This is a genomic window from Streptomyces sp. DSM 42067, from assembly GCF_055792885.1.
Genome location: NZ_CM147706.1, coordinates 1,360,782 through 1,376,574, shown reverse-complemented (window position 1 = coordinate 1,376,574; position 15,793 = coordinate 1,360,782). Strand labels below are relative to the sequence as shown.

The window sequence follows — 15,793 nt, the reverse complement described above, 5'->3', positions numbered from 1 at the left end:
CGCCGAGTGCCCGCCCCACCGAGCGGGCCCGGCGTCCCCCACTCGACTGACAAGGACACATCATGGTCGCCCACATCACGCACTGGATCGACGGACAGCCGTGGAGCGGTGCCACCGAGCGGGGCGGGGACATCCACGACCCGGCGACCGGCAGGATCACCGGCCGGGTGGACTTCGCGTCGGCCGACGACGTCGATCAGGCCGTGGCCGCCGCTGCCGGCGCGTTCAGGGACTGGCGCCGGACATCGGTGGCGAAGCGCGTGCAGGTGCTGTTCGCGTTCCGCGAGCTGCTCAACGCGCGCCGCGACGAGCTGGCCGCGATCATCGTTGCCGAGCACGGCAAGGTGCACTCCGACGCGCTCGCCGAGGTGGCCCGCGGCATCGAAGTCGTCGAGTACGCCTGCGGCATCCCGCAGTTGCTCAAGGGCGGCTTCACCGAGCAGGCGTCCACCGGTGTCGACGTCCACTCCGTCCGACAGCCGCTCGGCCCGGTCGCGGTCATCTCACCGTTCAACTTCCCCGTCATGGTGCCGATGTGGTTCTTCCCCCTTGCGATCGCCGCTGGTAACACCGTCGTCCTCAAGCCGTCGGAGAAGGACCCGTCGGCCGCGAACTGGCTGGCCGCGCTGTGGAAGGAGGCCGGGCTGCCGGACGGTGTGTTCAACGTCGTGCACGGCGACAAGCCGGCCGTCGACCGGATGCTGGAACATCCCGGCATCAAGTCCGTGTCCTTCGTCGGCTCCACCCCCATCGCCCAGTACGTCTACGAGACGGGGGCCCGGCACGGCAAGCGGGTGCAGGCCCTCGGCGGCGCCAAGAACCACATGCTGGTCCTCCCGGACGCGGACCTCGACCTGGCCGCCGACGCCGCCGTCAACGCCGGCTTCGGCGCGGCCGGCGAGCGCTGCATGGCCGTGTCCGTCCTGGTGGCCGTCGATCCGGTCGGCGACGAACTGGTCGCGAAGATCAAGGAGCGTATGGCCGGACTGAAGGTCGGCCCCGGCTGCGCGCCTGCCTCCGAGATGGGCCCGCTGGTCACCGGCGCGCACCGGGACCGTGTGGTTTCGTACCTGGAAGCGGGCGTGGCCGACGGCGCCGAGTTGGCGGTGGACGGCCGCGAGCATCTGATCGCGGGCGAAACCCCGGACGCCCGGAGCACCGCCGGCGGCTTCTGGCTCGGCCCCACGCTCTTCGACCACGTCAAGCCCGGCATGTCCGTCTACGACGACGAGATCTTCGGCCCGGTGCTGTCGGTGGTCCGGGTGGGCTCGTACGACGAGGGCCTGGAACTGATCAACGCCAATCCGTACGGCAACGGCACGGCACTGTTCACCAACGACGGCGGCGCCGCCCGCCGCTTCCAGCACGAGGTCGAGGTGGGCATGGTCGGCATCAACGTGCCCATTCCGGTGCCGGTCGCCTACTACTCCTTCGGCGGCTGGAAGGCGTCGCTGTTCGGCGACACCCACGCCTACGGTGAGGACGGGGTGAAGTTCTTCACCCGCAGCAAGGCCATCACCCAGCGCTGGCTCGACCCGTCGCACGGGGGAATCAACCTCGGCTTCCCGACCAGCGACTGAGGCACTTCCCGCCTCCCATCCCGTAGCCATACCTCGCAGGTCTCGTCGCCCCCTCGGCACCGGCGCGACCGCGGGCGGTGTTCGCGCTGCCCATTGATCAGCAAGTCGGACAGGAACCGCAGAGTCGAACGCGAAGGATCCGGGCACCGATGGATGGACACGCACACCAAGCGCCGGGCGGACAGGCCCGATACCACGACGCTCACGACGAGAGAGGAAGACGATGGTGCCACCGGAACCTCAGCGGATCGGCATACCCGCCGAGTCCACTGCGGGCGAGACCAGGGTTGCGGCAACACCGGCCACCGTGGGCCGACTTGTCGCGCTGGGGTACCAATTGGTCGTCGAACCAGGAGCGGGAGAATCGTCCCGCTTCTCTGACGCGGCCTACGAGGAGGCGGGAGCCCGTCTCGGCGACCCCTGGCCGGCCGAGATCGTACTGAAGGTCAACGGCCCCTCGAGCGAGGAGATCGGCCGGCTGCGCGACGGAGCGACGCTGATCGCGCTTATCCAACCCGCGCTCAACCCGGAGCTGGTCGAGGAGTTGGCGCGGCGGCCGATCACCGTACTCGCCATGGACGCCGTCCCGCGCATCTCGCGCAGCGCCCCTACATGGGACTGCTCATCGCGGTCACCGTGGTCGCGCTCGCCCTCGGCGCGCATCTGGTCGCCTCCATCGGCGGCGGTGACATGCCGGTGGTCGTCTCGATGCCCTGTGCTCCCCGTGGTCGCTCTCGTCGCTCACCACCGGCGCCGCCCCCGGGGAAGGCGCGGTCTGAGGCCGGACAGGATGCCGTCCCCGCCGTCGCTGCCCGGCCGGCCACGGAGAATTGATCGGCATACGGGACACTCTCGCTGCGCACCCGGCAGGCAGCGACACCGAGCTTTCACCGTTCCACCAGGAGGTACGCAGTGACCACGCTGACCGTTCTGCACCCCGGCGCCATGGGGGCGGCCGTAGCCACTCAGGCGTCCGGGTCGGGTCATCAGGTCCTCTGGGTACCGGCTCATCGAAGTTCGGCGACGCAGGAACGTGCGCGGAAGGCCGGACTCACAGCCTGCCCGTCCCTCACGGAGGCTCTCGGCGCCAGCGAGGTCGTGCTGTCCCTCTGTCCTCCGCATGCGGCTGAGGACGTCGCCGTATCCGTCGCCCAGCACGGGTTCACGGGTCTGTACGTCGAGGCCAACGCCATCAGCCCCCAGCGCATGGAACGCATCGCGAACGAGATCCGGCCCGCTTCCTCGGTAATCGATGCTGCCGTCATCGGCCCGCCGCCCGGCGACCAGCGCACGTGTCGCCTCTACCTGGCGGGGGATGCGCAAGCGGTGGGTCGCGTCCGCTGCATCTTCGAGGGCTCCCGTGTCCAGGTGGAAGCCGCAGGGGACCAGGTCGGTGCCGCATCGGTTCTGAAGATGTCCTTCGCGGCCTTCCAGAAAGCCGCCCGCACGCTGGCCGCCGTGTCGCACGCCCTCGCGGACAGCCACGGAGTCGGCGATCTTCTCACCGCCGAGGCCCAGCGCATGCCCTCGGACTTCCTCTCCAACCCCCGCGACCTGTCCGGCGTCGCCGCCCGAGCGTGGCGTTGGGCTCCTGAAATGCATGAAGTCGCCGAGACCCTGCGCGCCTCCGGGCTGCCGCCTCAGATGGCCGAAGCCGCGGCAGCGGTGATGCAGCGGTGGGAGAAGGACAAGGACCAGTACGAGCTGCCACTCGCCGAGGTGCTCACGCACCTGCGGGATGGTTCCCACGCTCATTGAGCGGGTGCACAACCCCTGACAGCAACGACCCATCAGGAGGGACCAGGATGCCCGAAGTCCACGTGTTCATGGCCCAGGGAAAAACGGACGAGCAGAAGAAGCACATGATGACCGACATCACGCATGCCCTGGTGAAGAACCTGGACTGCGCCGCAGACGCCGTCACGGTGCAGATCATCGAGGCGAAATGGAGCGACAAGATGAAGGGCGGCCGGACGTTCGAGGAGCGACGCGCCGACACGACGCCGTCCGCACAGCCGTCTCATGACCCGGCGCGACGACGCCCCTGAAACGTCAAGCCAACGTAACGCTGGTCTCAGCCGCCTTGGAAAATGGTCACCTCACGGCTGTAGAGGGCGAACGAGCGTGAGGGGTCGTAGAAGCCGCCGGTCTCGGCGGAGTGCTCCCGCAGGGACCGCTCGTAGGAAGGGAAGTGCGTCAGCGCGTCGTCCGGGGAGTCGTAGTACAGGGCGGCGACTCCTTCGTACACGTGCTTGTCCCGACCGCCGAAATGGCGCAGTGCCTTCTCGGCCCCCGGTACCTGCCGGTGCTGGACGTAACCGCGCAACGCCTTGGCCTGTGGCTCTTCCTGTTCCAGTACCTTCTCGTGCGCGGCCTGCCACCGCTCGGTGAAGCTGTCGAGGTCCAGCCCTTCCGGCATGCGGGTGAAGTGCAGCACCTTCACCCGGCCCTCGTCCTCGGCCGCCGGCGGAGGCATGAGTACCGCGGGGCGGGCCAACAGGGCCAAGGCACTGGGCATGTCGTTGAAATGGGCGCCGTCGGGGCCGACGACCTCGCGCGAGTACGGGTCGGCCATCGTGGCGGCCAGCGCCTCCATGCTCTCGAAGTGCAGTTCGGTGACGGAGTCCCGGCCGAAGTCGGTCAGGTACGTCGGGTCCTCCTCGCTGCCGAATGACGAATCGAACACGTAGTTCTGGACGTAGCGTCGAATGTGAAGAGGATTCGCGGCGGCCAGAGATCCGTGCACGTGCTGCAAGTAGTGCAGAAACGCCTGGTGCGTCATTCCCGGCTTGCGGCGGATGGCGGCGATCAGATTCAGCATGGTTCTCCAGCGGTAAGAGAGGCGATCGGCATCGCGGTGAACATCCGCGATGCCGATCTCGATGGGTACGTGGATCTCGTGGTTCTCGTGGAACGGCGCCGCGGCCGTTCAGCCTGCCAACTGCTCGACCGGTTCCGGAGCGGCCACTGTCCGGCGCCGACGGGCGAAGAGCCCGAGTCCGACGGCGGCGACCGACCCGGCGACCGCGAGTACGCCCAGGGCGCCTGTCAGGCTGCCGACGGCTGAGGTGAGCGCGAGCACCACGAGCGGGCAGATGAACTGGCCGATGAAGAAGGAACCCGTCCACAGGCCGGTGCCGCGACCGCGGTCCGCGTAGTCGAGCTTGGACATGGCGAGGGTGAGCAGGCTCGGCAGCATGATGCCGCCACCGAAGCAGTTGATCACGGCGCCGACGGTCAGTGCGACGGGGTTGGGGGCGAGGCAGATCACGGCGAAGCCGAGGGCGCAGACGGCGAAGACGGCGGGCATCCAGGCGGCCGGGTTGCGACCGAGCTTGGCGAAGACACCGGCGCCGATCACGGTCGCGACGCTGGAGGCGGCGATGGCCAGCCCGATCATGCCGGGGTCGGTCACGCCCATGTCGTCCAGGAGGAAGGCCATCTCCACCTGGACGGTGTAGAAGAGGACGGCACCGAAGACGGTCAGAGCGCACGTCCCGGCCAGCGGCCGCCAGGGGAAGGGCCGCTTGACCGGCTCCGAGGCGGTGACGGTGGGGGAGGGGGTGGGGGTCTGGTCGGCCGGTCGGGGCCGGGACAGGAAGGCGGCGAAGGCGGGGGCGAGCAGCAGGCTCACGGCGTAGGCCCAGAACGGTGTGCGCCAGCCGGCCGATCCTGCCGCGCCGCCCAGGGCGAAGAAGGCCGTCGCGGAGATCGAGGCGCACATCGTCTGCAGGGCGAGGTAGCGGTCGCGTTGCCGGCCGGAGTAGTAGTCGCCGATCAGCGTGGTGCAGCAGGTCATGATGGCGGCTTCGACGACGCCGACGAGGGCGCGGCTGGCGACGATCGCGCCGAGGGAGTCCAGCCACAGCGGGGCGGTGCCGAGGATCGCGTACAGCACGGTGGCGATGACGAGCAGGCGTTTGCGGCCGAGTCGGTCGACGATGACGCCGGCGAAGGGGGCCAGCAGTGCCAGGGAGAGTGCGGGGATCGTCAGAGCCATCGGGACCAGCGCGTCGACGCCCGGCACGTCGGCGAAGTGGTCGTGCATCTGCGGCAGGACGGGGGCGATGAGCACGGCGCCCAGGATCGGCAGGCAACTGCCCGCCATCAGCAGCGTGATGCGAAGCCGGTGGCCGGAACCGGACACGGTCTCCTCGGACGGGCCGTCCTCGACAGTTGCGGGCGGTGGGGACGGGAGCGGGGGCACGGGTGCAGGCATGCGGGAACTCCACGTGGCGTATCGGAAGGGAAAGGGGAGGTGCGGCCACTTTGGTGAGGCCGCCCGGAGCACGGGGCAGGGTCGGAGCGTGGGGCACCGATGACTGCTGTGGGGTCGCGAAGGGCCGGCTTGCCGGGCGCCTGCGCAGTCCCGGCAGCGGCTGGTGGTGCGGCTCCGGCGCCGGGTTGAGACGACTATGGGGTACCGGGCAGGTCCTGCCTAGCCTCCGTCCGATCGAGATCGAAGATGCGAATCATGCATGTCTTGGATGCCGCGGGGGCTGGAGCGGGGCGTCTACCCCGTCAGCGGGGCATCTGCCCCGTCTGTGCTCCGGTGGCGATACGGCCGGGCGTGGACGCGGTCAGCTCCGCTCCCACGCGGGCGGCGGTCTCGCGCAGCCAGATGTGGGCCGCGCCGGATCGAGCCCGTGGGTTGTTCCTGCCGGGCTCAGTTCAGGGTGTGGCTGTCCTGCGGGTCCTCGTTGAGGCGGTAGACCTTGCCGTCCGGGCCACGGAAGTGGCGGTAGGCCTATCCGGTGTCCAGGCGGTTGATCTCGCCGAGCAACTCGTCGCCCGCTGCGGCCAGTTCGGCGGATGCGGCCTCGATGTCGTCGACGCGGAAGCCGAACGCGACGCCGTCGTTGTAGCCGTAGTCCGGGGTGCGGCGGTTCGCGAACCCCGGCGGAGGCGTCCATCCAGTTCATGTCTGAAGCACACGACCCCTACGACCCGCGGAAAGAGGCTGCCGATCAGGCTCTGCGCCCAGCGACTTCACCCGGGCTTGCGGCGGTGTCGATGCCGACGGCTGCGTCCGAGGTCAGGCGGGCGAGCGCGAGCCGCAGGAACGCCTGCGCCGCGGGTGAAGCAGGAGCGGGATCCCGGTGGGCGAGTGCCAGCGGCAGAAGCGCCTGCGGGTCGTCGAGCCGCAGCACACAGTCGGCGTACTCAGCCGGAACGATCGCCTCCGCCACCGGGCGGGGCACGACGGTCACCCCGATCCCCTCCAAGGCCAGCGAGGCGAGATCGCCCGCGCTGCGCAGCGCGCACGCGCTCCGGCGGCGTGCCCGTACGCGGCTGAACGCGGCGTCCACCTGTGCGCGCAGGCCCGTCTCCGGTGTGCAGTCGAGGAAGCGGTCGTCGGCCAGCGCCTCCAAGCCCGTGGCACCGGCGCCGCGCAGCCGATGCCGGCGTCCAACGACGGCCACGAGCGGGTGCAGACGGAGCAGGTGGTGAGCGATCCCGGGAGGCAGCTGCCGCTCGTGGAGCGCGAGGACGGCCACCTCCAGCTCACCGGTGAGCAGCTGTGCGGTTGCCGCCGCGCTGGCGGCGTCGGACACGATGACCTCGACCGCCGGATAGGACTCCTGGAACTCCCGCAGCAGGCCCAGCACGTCGATGTCCCCGGCCGTGAGCGTCATCGCTCCGAGGAGCAGCTGTCCCTGTACGTGTCCGTCGATGGAGGAGATCGCGGCGCTCATCTCCTGCACGGTTCTCAACACGCGTCGTGCGCCGGCGACGAACGTCTGGCCCGCGGGGGTCAGCCGGACACTGCGGCTCGTCCGGTCGAACAGCCGAGCCCCGACCTCTCGTTCCAGCTCGGCGATCTGGTGGCTCAGGCCGGACTGCCCGATATGGCAGCGTGCGGCGGCCCGGGTGAAGTTGAGCTCGTCGGCGACCGCCACCGCGTACTCCATCTGCCGAAGATCCATCGGACTCTCCGATCGTTGCTTGCGCGTTCCCCTGTTGGACGCGCCGCCGTCCCGCCAGCATCATCGCTGTTACAGGTGGATGAACGCCAGATCTCGGGCCGCATTACAGGCGTCATTGCTCAGCCGCCGCCATCTGCCCGGAAGCCGTCGACGGCAGACACCAATCCGATTCTTCGCTTGATCAGCCATGCCCCGCAGGAGGAAGCCATGGCCGTTCCCACGCAGCCGAACCAGACGCCCCAGCAGGTGGGGACACAGCCGCCCCCGCAGACCATGCAGTGGCCGGACACCCCCAAGTTCCGTGGGTTCTTCGCCCCGTCGCGGATCGAGGCGGACGTCTACGACCTGGAGGTCGAGGGCCGCATACCCCCCGAGCTCTCCGGCGCCTTCTACCGCGCCGCCGCGGACACCCAGTACCCACCGCGGTTCGCGAACGACGTCTACATCAACGGCGACGGCATGATCCACATGGTGCGGTTCGAGAACGGGCACGCGGATCTGCGGACCCGTTATGTGCGCACCAAGCGGTTCGAGCTCGAACGCCAGGCGCGACAGGCCCTCTTCGGGGCCTACCGCAACCCCTACACCGACGACCCGTCCGTCCTCGGCATCGACGACGGCAACGCCAACACCTCGATCATCTGGCATGCCGGCAAGCTGCTCGCGCTCAAGGAGGCGGCCCTCCCGTACGAGCTGGACCCGGTGACCCTGGAGACCCGGGGCATCTACGACTTCTCCGGCCAGATCCCCGGGCGTACCTTCACCGCCCACCCCAAACACGACCCGCTCACCGGCGAACTGATCGCCTTCGCGTACAACGCCACCGGTCTGCCGGACAAGCAGATCCACATCTACGAGATCTCCGCCTCCGGCAAGGTCACCCGCTCCCAGACCTTCGAGGTCCCCTACTCCTCGATGGTGCACGACTGGCTGGTCACCCGGGACCACTTCGTCTTCACCATCTCGCCCATGGTCGCCGACCAGAAGCAGCTGAAGAGGGAGGAGCAGTACTTCGTCTGGGACCCGAACCAGGAGACCTACGTCGCGATCATCCCCCGCGAGCAGGGCGTGAGCGGCATCCGGTGGTACCGCAGCGAACTGCTCATGGAGACGCACTCCCTCAACGCCTGGACGTCCGGCGACACGCTGATCGCCGACCACTTCACCACCAAGTCCGGCTGGTTCTCCCAGTTCCCGAAGACGACCCGCGGCCTTCTGCCCGAGAAGCCCCCGTTCCTGCACCGCTGGACGTTCGACCTCACCAAGGGCGCCGCCCACTGGGAGGACGCCATCGACACCTACCGCAGCGAGCAGCTCATCGCCTCGCCCGGCGACATGCCCCGGGTCGACCCCCGGGTGCTGATGGAGCGGAACCGGCACGCATGGATCGGCGGCATGCACCCCGACGTGCCGAAGTGCGAGGTCGGACCGATGGGCCCGCCCTTCAACTCCCTCATCCACCGCGACGACAGCACCGGTGAGACGACCTTCTGGGCCCCCGGCGAGCACGCCGCGCCGGAGGAGCCGGTGTTCGTCCCGAAGTCGGCGGACGCCGACGAGGGCGAGGGCTACCTGCTGGCACTGATCGGCCGACGTGACCAGAACCGGCACGACATGGTCATCCTCGACGCCCTCGACATCGCCGCCGGCCCCATCGCCACCGTGAAGATCCCATTCCGGCTCCGGTACGGCTTCCACGGCACCTGGGTGCCCGACAGCGAGCTGCGGAAGTGAGACGGCCGATGCGACTCACCAAGTACGGGCATGCCTGCGTACGGCTGGAGCAGGACGGCATCGTCATCCTCATCGATCCCGGCGTCTACTCCGACCCTCGGGCGCTCGACGGTGCCGACGCGGTGCTCGTGACCCATGAACACGTGGACCATTTCGCCGAGCCCGTACTGCGCGCGGCGGCCGAGGCCGATCCCGCCCTGCGGATCTGGGCCGACCGCTCCGTGGCGGCCCGGCTCGACGGGCTCGGCGGCCGGGTCGCCGTGGTCGGTGACGGGGACGCCTTCGACATCGAGGGCATCGGCGTCGAGGTGCACGGCGAACTGCACGCCCCGACCCATCCGGACCTGCCGCGGGTCACCAACGTCGGCTTCCTCGTGGGGGACACGGACGGCGCGGTCTTCCACCCGGGCGACGCGTTTACGGTGCCCACGCGCCCGGTGGACACACTCCTCGTGCCGGTCCACGGCCCGTGGTCCAAGACCGGCGAAGTCATCGACTACATCCGCGCGGTCAAACCCCAGCTTGCTCTGGCGATCCACGACGGAGGTCTCAACGAGGGCGGAAACGCTCTGGTGGACGGCCTGCTCGACGCGGGCGTACGAGACTCCGGGACCGGCTACCGGCGGACGGCGGCCGGAGCCGGAATGGATCTCGCCTGATGGTTCCTTCCACAGAAATTCGGAGGCCCGCAATGGGATGGCTGGGGCTGGAGGAGCGCCGCGCGCTCGTCATCGGGGCCGGAGGACTGGGCACCGCGTGTGCCCGGGCCCTGGCGGAGGCCGGAGCACGGCTGGCGGTCGTCGACGCGGACGAGACCAGGCTCAAGGCCCTGCGCGACGATCCGGTCCTCGCGGCCGCCGACGTGCGGACCCTCACCGCGGACCTGACGTCGTCCGACGCGTGCGAGCGGGCGGTCACGACGGCAGCCCGCGAACTGGGCGGACTTGACGTGCTGGTGCACGCCGTGGGAACGAACGACCGCCGCCCCGTGCTGGACACACCCGACGAGGTGTGGGACCGCATCGTGACTCTGAACCTGTCGAGCGCGTTCTGGACTGGACGCGCCGCGGGCCGACTGATGCGCGAGTCGGGCCACGCAAGCATGGTGTTCTTCTCCTCCGTCTCCTCCCGGCTCGCGCACCGCCACCACGCCCCGTACGCGGCGTCGAAGGGCGGCCTGGACCAGCTGGTGAAGGTGATGGCCCGCGAATGGGCCGCCGACGGCGTCACCGTCAACGCCGTGGCCCCCGGCTACACGGAGACCGAGCTGACCCGCGCGTACCTGGCCAAGCCCGGCATGCGCGAGGAGATGACGAGCCTGGTCCCCGCCGGGCGTCTGGGGACACCGGAGGACGTCGTCGGTGCCGTGCTGTTCCTCGCCTCGACCCGCGCGTCGTTCGTCACCGGGCAGGTGCTCTACGTCGACGGCGGCCGCACCCTCGTCTGACCCACCGACCACCTCGAAGGGAGCGCGCATGACCGCACGCCTCGCCGGACTGCTGCCCGGCGAACTGGACGAGCAGCAGACCGAGGTCTACCGCGCCATCACCGGCGGACCACGAGCGTCCGGACCGCAGGCGTTCGCCCTCTCCGACGAGGAGGGCCGACTGCGTGGCCCGTTCAACGCCATGCTGCTCAGCCCGCCCGTCGGGCTCGCCGTTCAGGCGGTCGGGGCGGCCGTGCGCTACGAGTCGGTTTTGACCGACCGCGTGCGCGAGATGGCCATCCTGGTCGTCGCCGCCGAGTGGGGAAGCACCTTCGAGAGGGAGGCCCATGAGGCGGTGGGCCGGACGTGCGGCCTCACCGAACCCGAGCTGGGCACACTGCGCGCCGGCGGACTGCCGGACCTCCCGGACCCGGCCGAGCGGGCCGCCCTGCAGGCGAGCGTCGCACTGACCCGCTGCGGCGCGCTGAGCGACCAGGAGTACTACGACACGGTGGCGGCGTGGGGAGAGCGAGGCCTGTTCGAACTCACCACCCTGGTCGGCTACTACGCCCTGCTCGCCCTCCAGTTGCGCGTCTTCGCCGGAGAAGGGCTGCCCTCCGCAGAGGACCACTTCACCCTCACCCATCACACCCTCGAACCAGAAAGTGGGACATCATGAAGCTGATCACCTTCGACGACGGACGCGTCGGCAGACTGGAGCTGGAGGAACGGCTCGTTCTTCCCCTGGAGGTCGGCTCGACGCGCGAGTACTTCGAGCGCGACGGCCGGGTCGCGGAGACGGGGGAGCGCCTGGCCCTGGACGACGTACGGCTGCGCGCCCCGATCGCGCCGAAGAAGTTCTTCCACACCTCCGGAAACTTCCGCGAGCACGAGGACGAGTCGAAGAACGTCGACTGGTCCCACCCCATGCACAAGGGCATCGTCTTCTTCCAGAACGTCGACGCGATCGTCGGCCCTGAGGAGCCGGTGATCTACCCGGAGCACCTCACCAGCGAGCTGGACTACGAGCTGGAGATCGCCGTCGTCATCGGCAAGCCCGGCAAGTTCTTCGGCGTGGACGACGCGCCCGACCACATCGCCGGCTACGTCGTCTTCAACGACATCACCGCCCGCGACATCCAGCGCCGGGAGATGGAGTCCGGGGTCTTCTCCTTCTGCAAGGCCATCGACACCTTCTGCCCGCTCGGTCCGTACATCGTGACCGCCGACGAGATCCCCGACCCCCAGAAGCTCGACATGGAGCTGCGGGTCAACGGCGTGGTCCGGCAGAAGTCCAACACCAGCCGCATGTCGGTCTCCATCCCGCACCTGGTCGCCTACCACTCCCCGCAGGGCTACAGCGCGGGCGACCTGATCACCACCGGGACCGTCCAGGGCGTCGCGGGCTTCAGCGGCGACCCGGACATGTACCTCAAGCCCGGTGATGTCGTCGAGGCCGAGGTCGAGCACCTCGGCGTCCTGCGCACGCCCATCGTCAGCTGGGAAGAGGGCCACGGCACCCCCGTACCGCAGAAGGTGGACTGGTGAGACTAGGAGTGCTGGACGGCCGTGCCGTCCTGGTCCGCGGCGACCGGGCCGCGGACGTCCGCTGGGCCTCACAGGGCCGCCTGCCCACCGACCCGATGGACCTGCTGGAGCAGTGGCAACAGGTCCGCGACTGGGCCGCCGACGTGCCCGACGAGGCGTACGACATCGAAGTGGACCCGGCCGCCCTCCAGGCCCCGGTTCCCCGGCCACGGCAGGTCTTCGCCGTCGCCCTCAACTACCCCCCGCATGCCGCCGAAGCCGGGTTCACCCCGCCCGACGAGCCGCTGGTGTTCACCAAGTTCCCGACCTGCGTCACGGGCCCCCGCACCACGGTCGAGCTCCCCGCAGGCAAAGTCGACTGGGAGGTCGAGCTGGTGGCGGTGATCGGCCGGCCGGTTCACCGAGTGTCCGCCGGCCGTGCCTGGGAGACGGTCGCCGGGCTCACCGTCGGACAGGACCTGTCGGAGCGGGTCTCCCAACTCCAGGGAAAACCAGCGCAGTTCAGCCTCGGAAAATCCTTTCCCGGCTTCGGGCCGACCGGCCCGGTCCTCGTCACACCGGACGAGCTCGACGACCCCGACGACCTGGAGATAACCGGGTTGCTGAATGGCGAGGTCGTCCAGCACGACCGCACCAAGTCCATGATCTTCCCCGTCCCCGAGCTCATAGCCCGGCTCTCGGCTGTCGTGCCCCTCCTCCCCGGAGACCTGATCTTCACGGGCACCCCGGCCGGAGTCGGCAACCGCCGCACCCCTCCCCGCTACCTCGCCGAGGGCGACGAACTGGTCAGCCGGATCCAGGGAATCGGCGAGATCCGCCAGTACTTCGCGGCACCCGCGACCTGATCGCCCTCCACGGAAAGGACTCCTGTCATGTCCGAGCACACCCCACCCACCCCTCCGCTGCCCCGCCGCTTCGAAGGCCGCACTGTTCTGGTCACCGGTGCCGGTACCGGCTACGGCGCCGAGATCGCCGTCCGCGCCGCCCAGGAGGGCGCCCGCGTCGCCGTCCACTACCGCAGCTCCGCCGCCGGAGCCGACAAGACCGTCGCCCGCATCAAGGACGTAGGCGGCGAGGCCTTCACCGTCCAGGCCGACATCGCCGTACACCAGGACGTCATCCGCATGGCCGAGGCAGTCTTCAGTCGTTTCGGCGGCCTGGACGTCCTGGTGAACAACGTCGGCGATGTGGCGGCCGACCAGATGTCCTGGCGCGATGTCACCGAGGAGTCCATCGACCACGTGCTCGCCGTGGACATCAAGGGCACCATGCTCTGCGTGCACGAGTTCGGCTCCCGGATGCTGGAGCAGGGCCACGGCTCGATCGTCAACATCGGCTCCACCGTGATCGTGCGCGGCAGCGCCCGGGCTCCGCAGTACGCCGCCGCCAAGTACGGCCTCCTCGGCATCACCAAGTCCTACGCCCAGGCATTCGCGCCCACCGTGCGGGTCAACACCTTCGCGCCCGGTTTCATCGAGACCGAGCGGCTCCTCACCCGTGAGGACTGGAAGTCCGGCCGCCGCGAGGAGCTGATCGCCAAGACCCCGCTGGGCCGCATCCCGGGCCCGGCCGAACTCGCCGGCACGGCCCTCTTCCTGGCCACCGATGACGCCTCCCACATGACCGGCGTCTACCTCAACGCCGACGGCGGCTTCAACATGATCGGCGCCTGACCCGCAGCCAACCGGACCGAGCACAAAGGGAAACGACCCCATGCCACTTCACCGGAACCTCCTCATCGGCGGCAAGGAGATTCCCGCCGCCTCGGGCCGGACCACGGCCGACATCAACCCGTGGACCGGCGAGCCGTACGCCACGGTCGCCGCCGCCGGACCGGAGGACGTGCGAGCCGCGGTGGACGCCGCGGACGCAGCATTCGCGAAGTGGTCCGCGCTCGCGCCCTTCGCCCGACGGAAGATCTTCCTGGACGCGGCGGACCTCATGGAGCAGCGCGGCGAGAACGCCGTGGAGTTGATGGCGGGGGAGGCGGGCGGGACCCGGGGATGGGCCCTGTTCAACGTCGCGCTGGCCGCGAACATGCTGCGCGAGGCCGCCGCCGTGGTCACCGCCACGCGCGGGGACGTGCTCGCCACCCAGGAACCTGGCGGTCTGAGTCTGGCCGTCCGCGAACCCTTCGGCGTCGTCGCCGCGTTCGCGCCGTGGAACGCACCGGTCATCCTGGGCACCCGCGCGGTGGCCGCCGCGCTCGCGGCGGGCAACACCGTCGTGGTCAAGGCGAGCGAGGACGCCCCTCTTGCGTGCGGCCTGTTCGTCGCCGACGTACTGCGCGACGCCGGACTGCCCGACGGAGTCCTCAACGTCATCACCAACGACAAGGCGGACGCCGCCGCCATCGCGCAGACACTGATCGCGGACCCGCGCGTCCGTGCGGTCAACTTCACCGGCTCGACCGGCATCGGGCAGGTCATTGGCACCCTCGCCGCCCAGCACCTCAAGCCGGCCGTACTCGAACTCGGCGGCAAGAACTCCGTGATCGTGCTGGAGGACGCCGACCTCGACCACGCCGTGAACGCCGCAGCGTTTGCCGCGTTCATGAACGCCGGCCAGATCTGCATGTGTGCCGACCGCATCCTGGTGCATGCCTCACTGGTCGACGAGTTCACCCGGCGGTTCACCGCGAAGATCGCCGACCTGCCAGGCGGCGACCCGAGCCTGCCCACCACCGTCATCGGCCCGCTGGTCGACGAGGCCGCCGCCCGGCGGGTCGCCACCCTGGTCACGGACGCGGTGCGGAAGGGTGCGCGCGTGCTCACCGGCGGCGGCGCTCCGGAGGGAGCTCTGCACCCGGCGACCGTGCTGACCGACCTTCCCGAGGAGGCGTCACTGCACCACACCGAAGCCTTCGGACCCGTCGTCGCCATCAGGGCCTTCTCGGACGACGACGAGGCCGTGGCGCTGGCCAACGACACCGAGCACGGGCTCAGTTGCGGCATCCTCACCGAGAACGCCACCCACGGCCTGCAGGTGGCACGCCGCATCCGAACCGGCATCGTGCACGTGGGCGACCAGTCCGTGGCGGACGAGCCTCAGGCTCCCTTCGGCGGCTTCGCGGCCTCTGGCTACGGCCGCTTCGGCGGACGCTGGGGCGTCGAATCTTTCTCCAACACCCGCTGGGTCACCCTCTCCACCGAGCAGGCGCACTACCCCTTCTGATCGCTCGGGGAAGCTGTCGACCTGGGGCGGCGGCTACCGGCGCCCCCAGGGCAGTGCCTCGGGATCGGCCGCTGAGGTGTCCGCTCGTTGCAGAGCCGCGTTGATCGCTTCGCCGATCTCTGCGAGCTGGCGCACCTGCTCGGGGTGTCATACATCGAAGACCGCCCGGCGTAGGGCCTCGACGTGCCCCGCGGCCGCCCGCTCCAGGAGCTGCCGCCCCTGCTCGGTGAGGACGGCGAGCTGGTTGCGCCGGTTGACGGGGTCCTCCTGTCGGTCCACGTACCCGGCCTGCTGGAGGCAGGTCACCGCGTGGGTGAGTCGGCTGCGAGGGCGTGCGTTCCACTGATTGTTTGAAACATCAAACGGCCGGTGGATGCACGAAGGCAGCACGTCGCACATGAAGA

15 protein-coding genes and 2 pseudogenes are annotated in these 15,793 nt (G+C 69.7%); 13 read left to right on the top strand and 4 right to left on the bottom strand.

Annotation, left to right across the window (positions count from 1 at the left end; genetic code table 11):
- Positions 1–62: 62 nt before the first annotated feature.
- The 5 genes and pseudogenes from ACSMXV_RS06625 (at position 63) to ACSMXV_RS06605 (ending at position 3,628) form a co-directional block, all read left to right on the top strand.
- Positions 63–1,580, top strand: coding sequence for a CoA-acylating methylmalonate-semialdehyde dehydrogenase (locus ACSMXV_RS06625; RefSeq protein WP_473176778.1), 1,518 nt, complete (start codon positions 63–65; stop codon positions 1,578–1,580).
- Positions 1,581–1,803: 223 nt separating this feature from the next.
- Positions 1,804–2,184: pseudogene (locus tag ACSMXV_RS06620) on the top strand (Re/Si-specific NAD(P)(+) transhydrogenase subunit alpha); the annotation flags it as partial.
- 2 nt (positions 2,185–2,186) lie between these two features.
- A pseudogene (locus tag ACSMXV_RS06615) lies at positions 2,187–2,291 on the top strand (hypothetical protein); the annotation flags it as partial.
- 201 nt (positions 2,292–2,492) lie between these two features.
- Entirely contained in the window at positions 2,493–3,338 is an 846-nt protein-coding gene (locus ACSMXV_RS06610) for an NAD(P)-dependent oxidoreductase (protein ID WP_473176777.1), read from the top strand.
- A gap of 47 nt (positions 3,339–3,385) precedes the next feature.
- On the top strand, positions 3,386–3,628 hold the full coding sequence (locus ACSMXV_RS06605) for a tautomerase family protein (RefSeq protein ID WP_473176776.1): 243 nt from the start codon (positions 3,386–3,388) through the stop codon (positions 3,626–3,628).
- 26 nt (positions 3,629–3,654) lie between these two features.
- Here ACSMXV_RS06605 and ACSMXV_RS06600 read toward each other — a convergent pair whose 3' ends face one another.
- The 3 genes from ACSMXV_RS06600 to ACSMXV_RS06590 form a co-directional block, all read right to left on the bottom strand.
- Positions 3,655–4,401, bottom strand: a complete 747-nt coding sequence (locus ACSMXV_RS06600) for an EthD domain-containing protein (RefSeq protein WP_473176775.1) — start codon at positions 4,399–4,401, stop codon at positions 3,655–3,657.
- A 108-nt stretch (positions 4,402–4,509) separates the two neighbouring features.
- The gene (locus tag ACSMXV_RS06595) at positions 4,510–5,799 is read right to left on the bottom strand and encodes an MFS transporter (protein ID WP_473176774.1); all 1,290 of its coding nucleotides are present in this window, start codon (positions 5,797–5,799) and stop codon (positions 4,510–4,512) included.
- Between the two features lie 748 nt (positions 5,800–6,547).
- Complete coding sequence (locus tag ACSMXV_RS06590) at positions 6,548–7,507, bottom strand: LysR family transcriptional regulator (RefSeq protein WP_473176773.1); 960 nt, start codon at positions 7,505–7,507, stop codon at positions 6,548–6,550.
- Between the two features lie 207 nt (positions 7,508–7,714).
- Here ACSMXV_RS06590 and ACSMXV_RS06585 point away from each other — a divergent pair, with 207 nt between their 5' ends.
- The 8 genes from ACSMXV_RS06585 to ACSMXV_RS06550 are packed head-to-tail and all read left to right on the top strand — an operon-like array spanning position 7,715 to position 15,389.
- Positions 7,715–9,241 carry a carotenoid oxygenase family protein gene (locus tag ACSMXV_RS06585; protein WP_473176772.1) on the top strand — a complete coding sequence of 509 codons (1,527 nt, stop codon included), beginning with the start codon at positions 7,715–7,717 and terminating at the stop codon, positions 9,239–9,241.
- A gap of 8 nt (positions 9,242–9,249) precedes the next feature.
- Positions 9,250–9,900 carry an MBL fold metallo-hydrolase gene (locus ACSMXV_RS06580; RefSeq protein ID WP_473176771.1) on the top strand — a complete coding sequence of 217 codons (651 nt, stop codon included), beginning with the start codon at positions 9,250–9,252 and terminating at the stop codon, positions 9,898–9,900.
- A 32-nt stretch (positions 9,901–9,932) separates the two neighbouring features.
- Positions 9,933–10,688, top strand: coding sequence for an SDR family NAD(P)-dependent oxidoreductase (locus ACSMXV_RS06575; protein ID WP_473176770.1), 756 nt, complete (start codon positions 9,933–9,935; stop codon positions 10,686–10,688).
- A 28-nt stretch (positions 10,689–10,716) separates the two neighbouring features.
- Positions 10,717–11,346, top strand: a complete 630-nt coding sequence (locus ACSMXV_RS06570; RefSeq protein ID WP_473176769.1) for a carboxymuconolactone decarboxylase family protein — start codon at positions 10,717–10,719, stop codon at positions 11,344–11,346.
- Positions 11,343–12,215, top strand: coding sequence for a fumarylacetoacetate hydrolase family protein (locus tag ACSMXV_RS06565; RefSeq protein ID WP_473176768.1), 873 nt, complete (start codon positions 11,343–11,345; stop codon positions 12,213–12,215). The genes ACSMXV_RS06570 and ACSMXV_RS06565 overlap by 4 nt, the downstream gene beginning before the upstream one ends.
- Positions 12,212–13,060, top strand: a complete 849-nt coding sequence (locus ACSMXV_RS06560) for a fumarylacetoacetate hydrolase family protein (protein WP_473176767.1) — start codon at positions 12,212–12,214, stop codon at positions 13,058–13,060. Before ACSMXV_RS06565 ends, ACSMXV_RS06560 begins: the two co-directional genes overlap by 4 nt.
- Positions 13,061–13,087: 27 nt before the next feature.
- Complete coding sequence (locus ACSMXV_RS06555; RefSeq protein ID WP_473176766.1) at positions 13,088–13,888, top strand: SDR family NAD(P)-dependent oxidoreductase; 801 nt, start codon at positions 13,088–13,090, stop codon at positions 13,886–13,888.
- A gap of 40 nt (positions 13,889–13,928) precedes the next feature.
- Positions 13,929–15,389, top strand: a complete 1,461-nt coding sequence (locus ACSMXV_RS06550; RefSeq protein WP_473176765.1) for an aldehyde dehydrogenase family protein — start codon at positions 13,929–13,931, stop codon at positions 15,387–15,389.
- Between the two features lie 147 nt (positions 15,390–15,536).
- On the opposite strand, the gene ACSMXV_RS06545 is transcribed toward ACSMXV_RS06550, so the two are convergent.
- Positions 15,537–15,668, bottom strand: coding sequence for a hypothetical protein (locus ACSMXV_RS06545; protein ID WP_473176764.1), 132 nt, complete (start codon positions 15,666–15,668; stop codon positions 15,537–15,539).
- Positions 15,669–15,793: the final 125 nt, after the last annotated feature.

Excerpts from the sequence above, each read along its gene's own strand:
- ACSMXV_RS06625 (WP_473176778.1), top strand. The coding sequence starts at position 63 with ATGGTCGCCCACATCACGCACTGGATCGACGGACAGCCGTGGAGCGGT.
- ACSMXV_RS06605 (WP_473176776.1), top strand. The coding sequence starts at position 3,386 with ATGCCCGAAGTCCACGTGTTCATGGCCCAGGGAAAAACGGACGAGCAG.
- ACSMXV_RS06600 (WP_473176775.1), bottom strand. The coding sequence starts at position 4,401 with ATGCTGAATCTGATCGCCGCCATCCGCCGCAAGCCGGGAATGACGCAC.
- ACSMXV_RS06595 (WP_473176774.1), bottom strand. The coding sequence starts at position 5,799 with ATGCCTGCACCCGTGCCCCCGCTCCCGTCCCCACCGCCCGCAACTGTC.
- ACSMXV_RS06590 (WP_473176773.1), bottom strand. The coding sequence starts at position 7,507 with ATGGATCTTCGGCAGATGGAGTACGCGGTGGCGGTCGCCGACGAGCTC.
- ACSMXV_RS06585 (WP_473176772.1), top strand. The coding sequence starts at position 7,715 with ATGGCCGTTCCCACGCAGCCGAACCAGACGCCCCAGCAGGTGGGGACA.
- ACSMXV_RS06580 (WP_473176771.1), top strand. The coding sequence starts at position 9,250 with ATGCGACTCACCAAGTACGGGCATGCCTGCGTACGGCTGGAGCAGGAC.
- ACSMXV_RS06575 (WP_473176770.1), top strand. The coding sequence starts at position 9,933 with ATGGGATGGCTGGGGCTGGAGGAGCGCCGCGCGCTCGTCATCGGGGCC.
- ACSMXV_RS06570 (WP_473176769.1), top strand. The coding sequence starts at position 10,717 with ATGACCGCACGCCTCGCCGGACTGCTGCCCGGCGAACTGGACGAGCAG.
- ACSMXV_RS06565 (WP_473176768.1), top strand. The coding sequence starts at position 11,343 with ATGAAGCTGATCACCTTCGACGACGGACGCGTCGGCAGACTGGAGCTG.
- ACSMXV_RS06555 (WP_473176766.1), top strand. The coding sequence starts at position 13,088 with ATGTCCGAGCACACCCCACCCACCCCTCCGCTGCCCCGCCGCTTCGAA.
- ACSMXV_RS06550 (WP_473176765.1), top strand. The coding sequence starts at position 13,929 with ATGCCACTTCACCGGAACCTCCTCATCGGCGGCAAGGAGATTCCCGCC.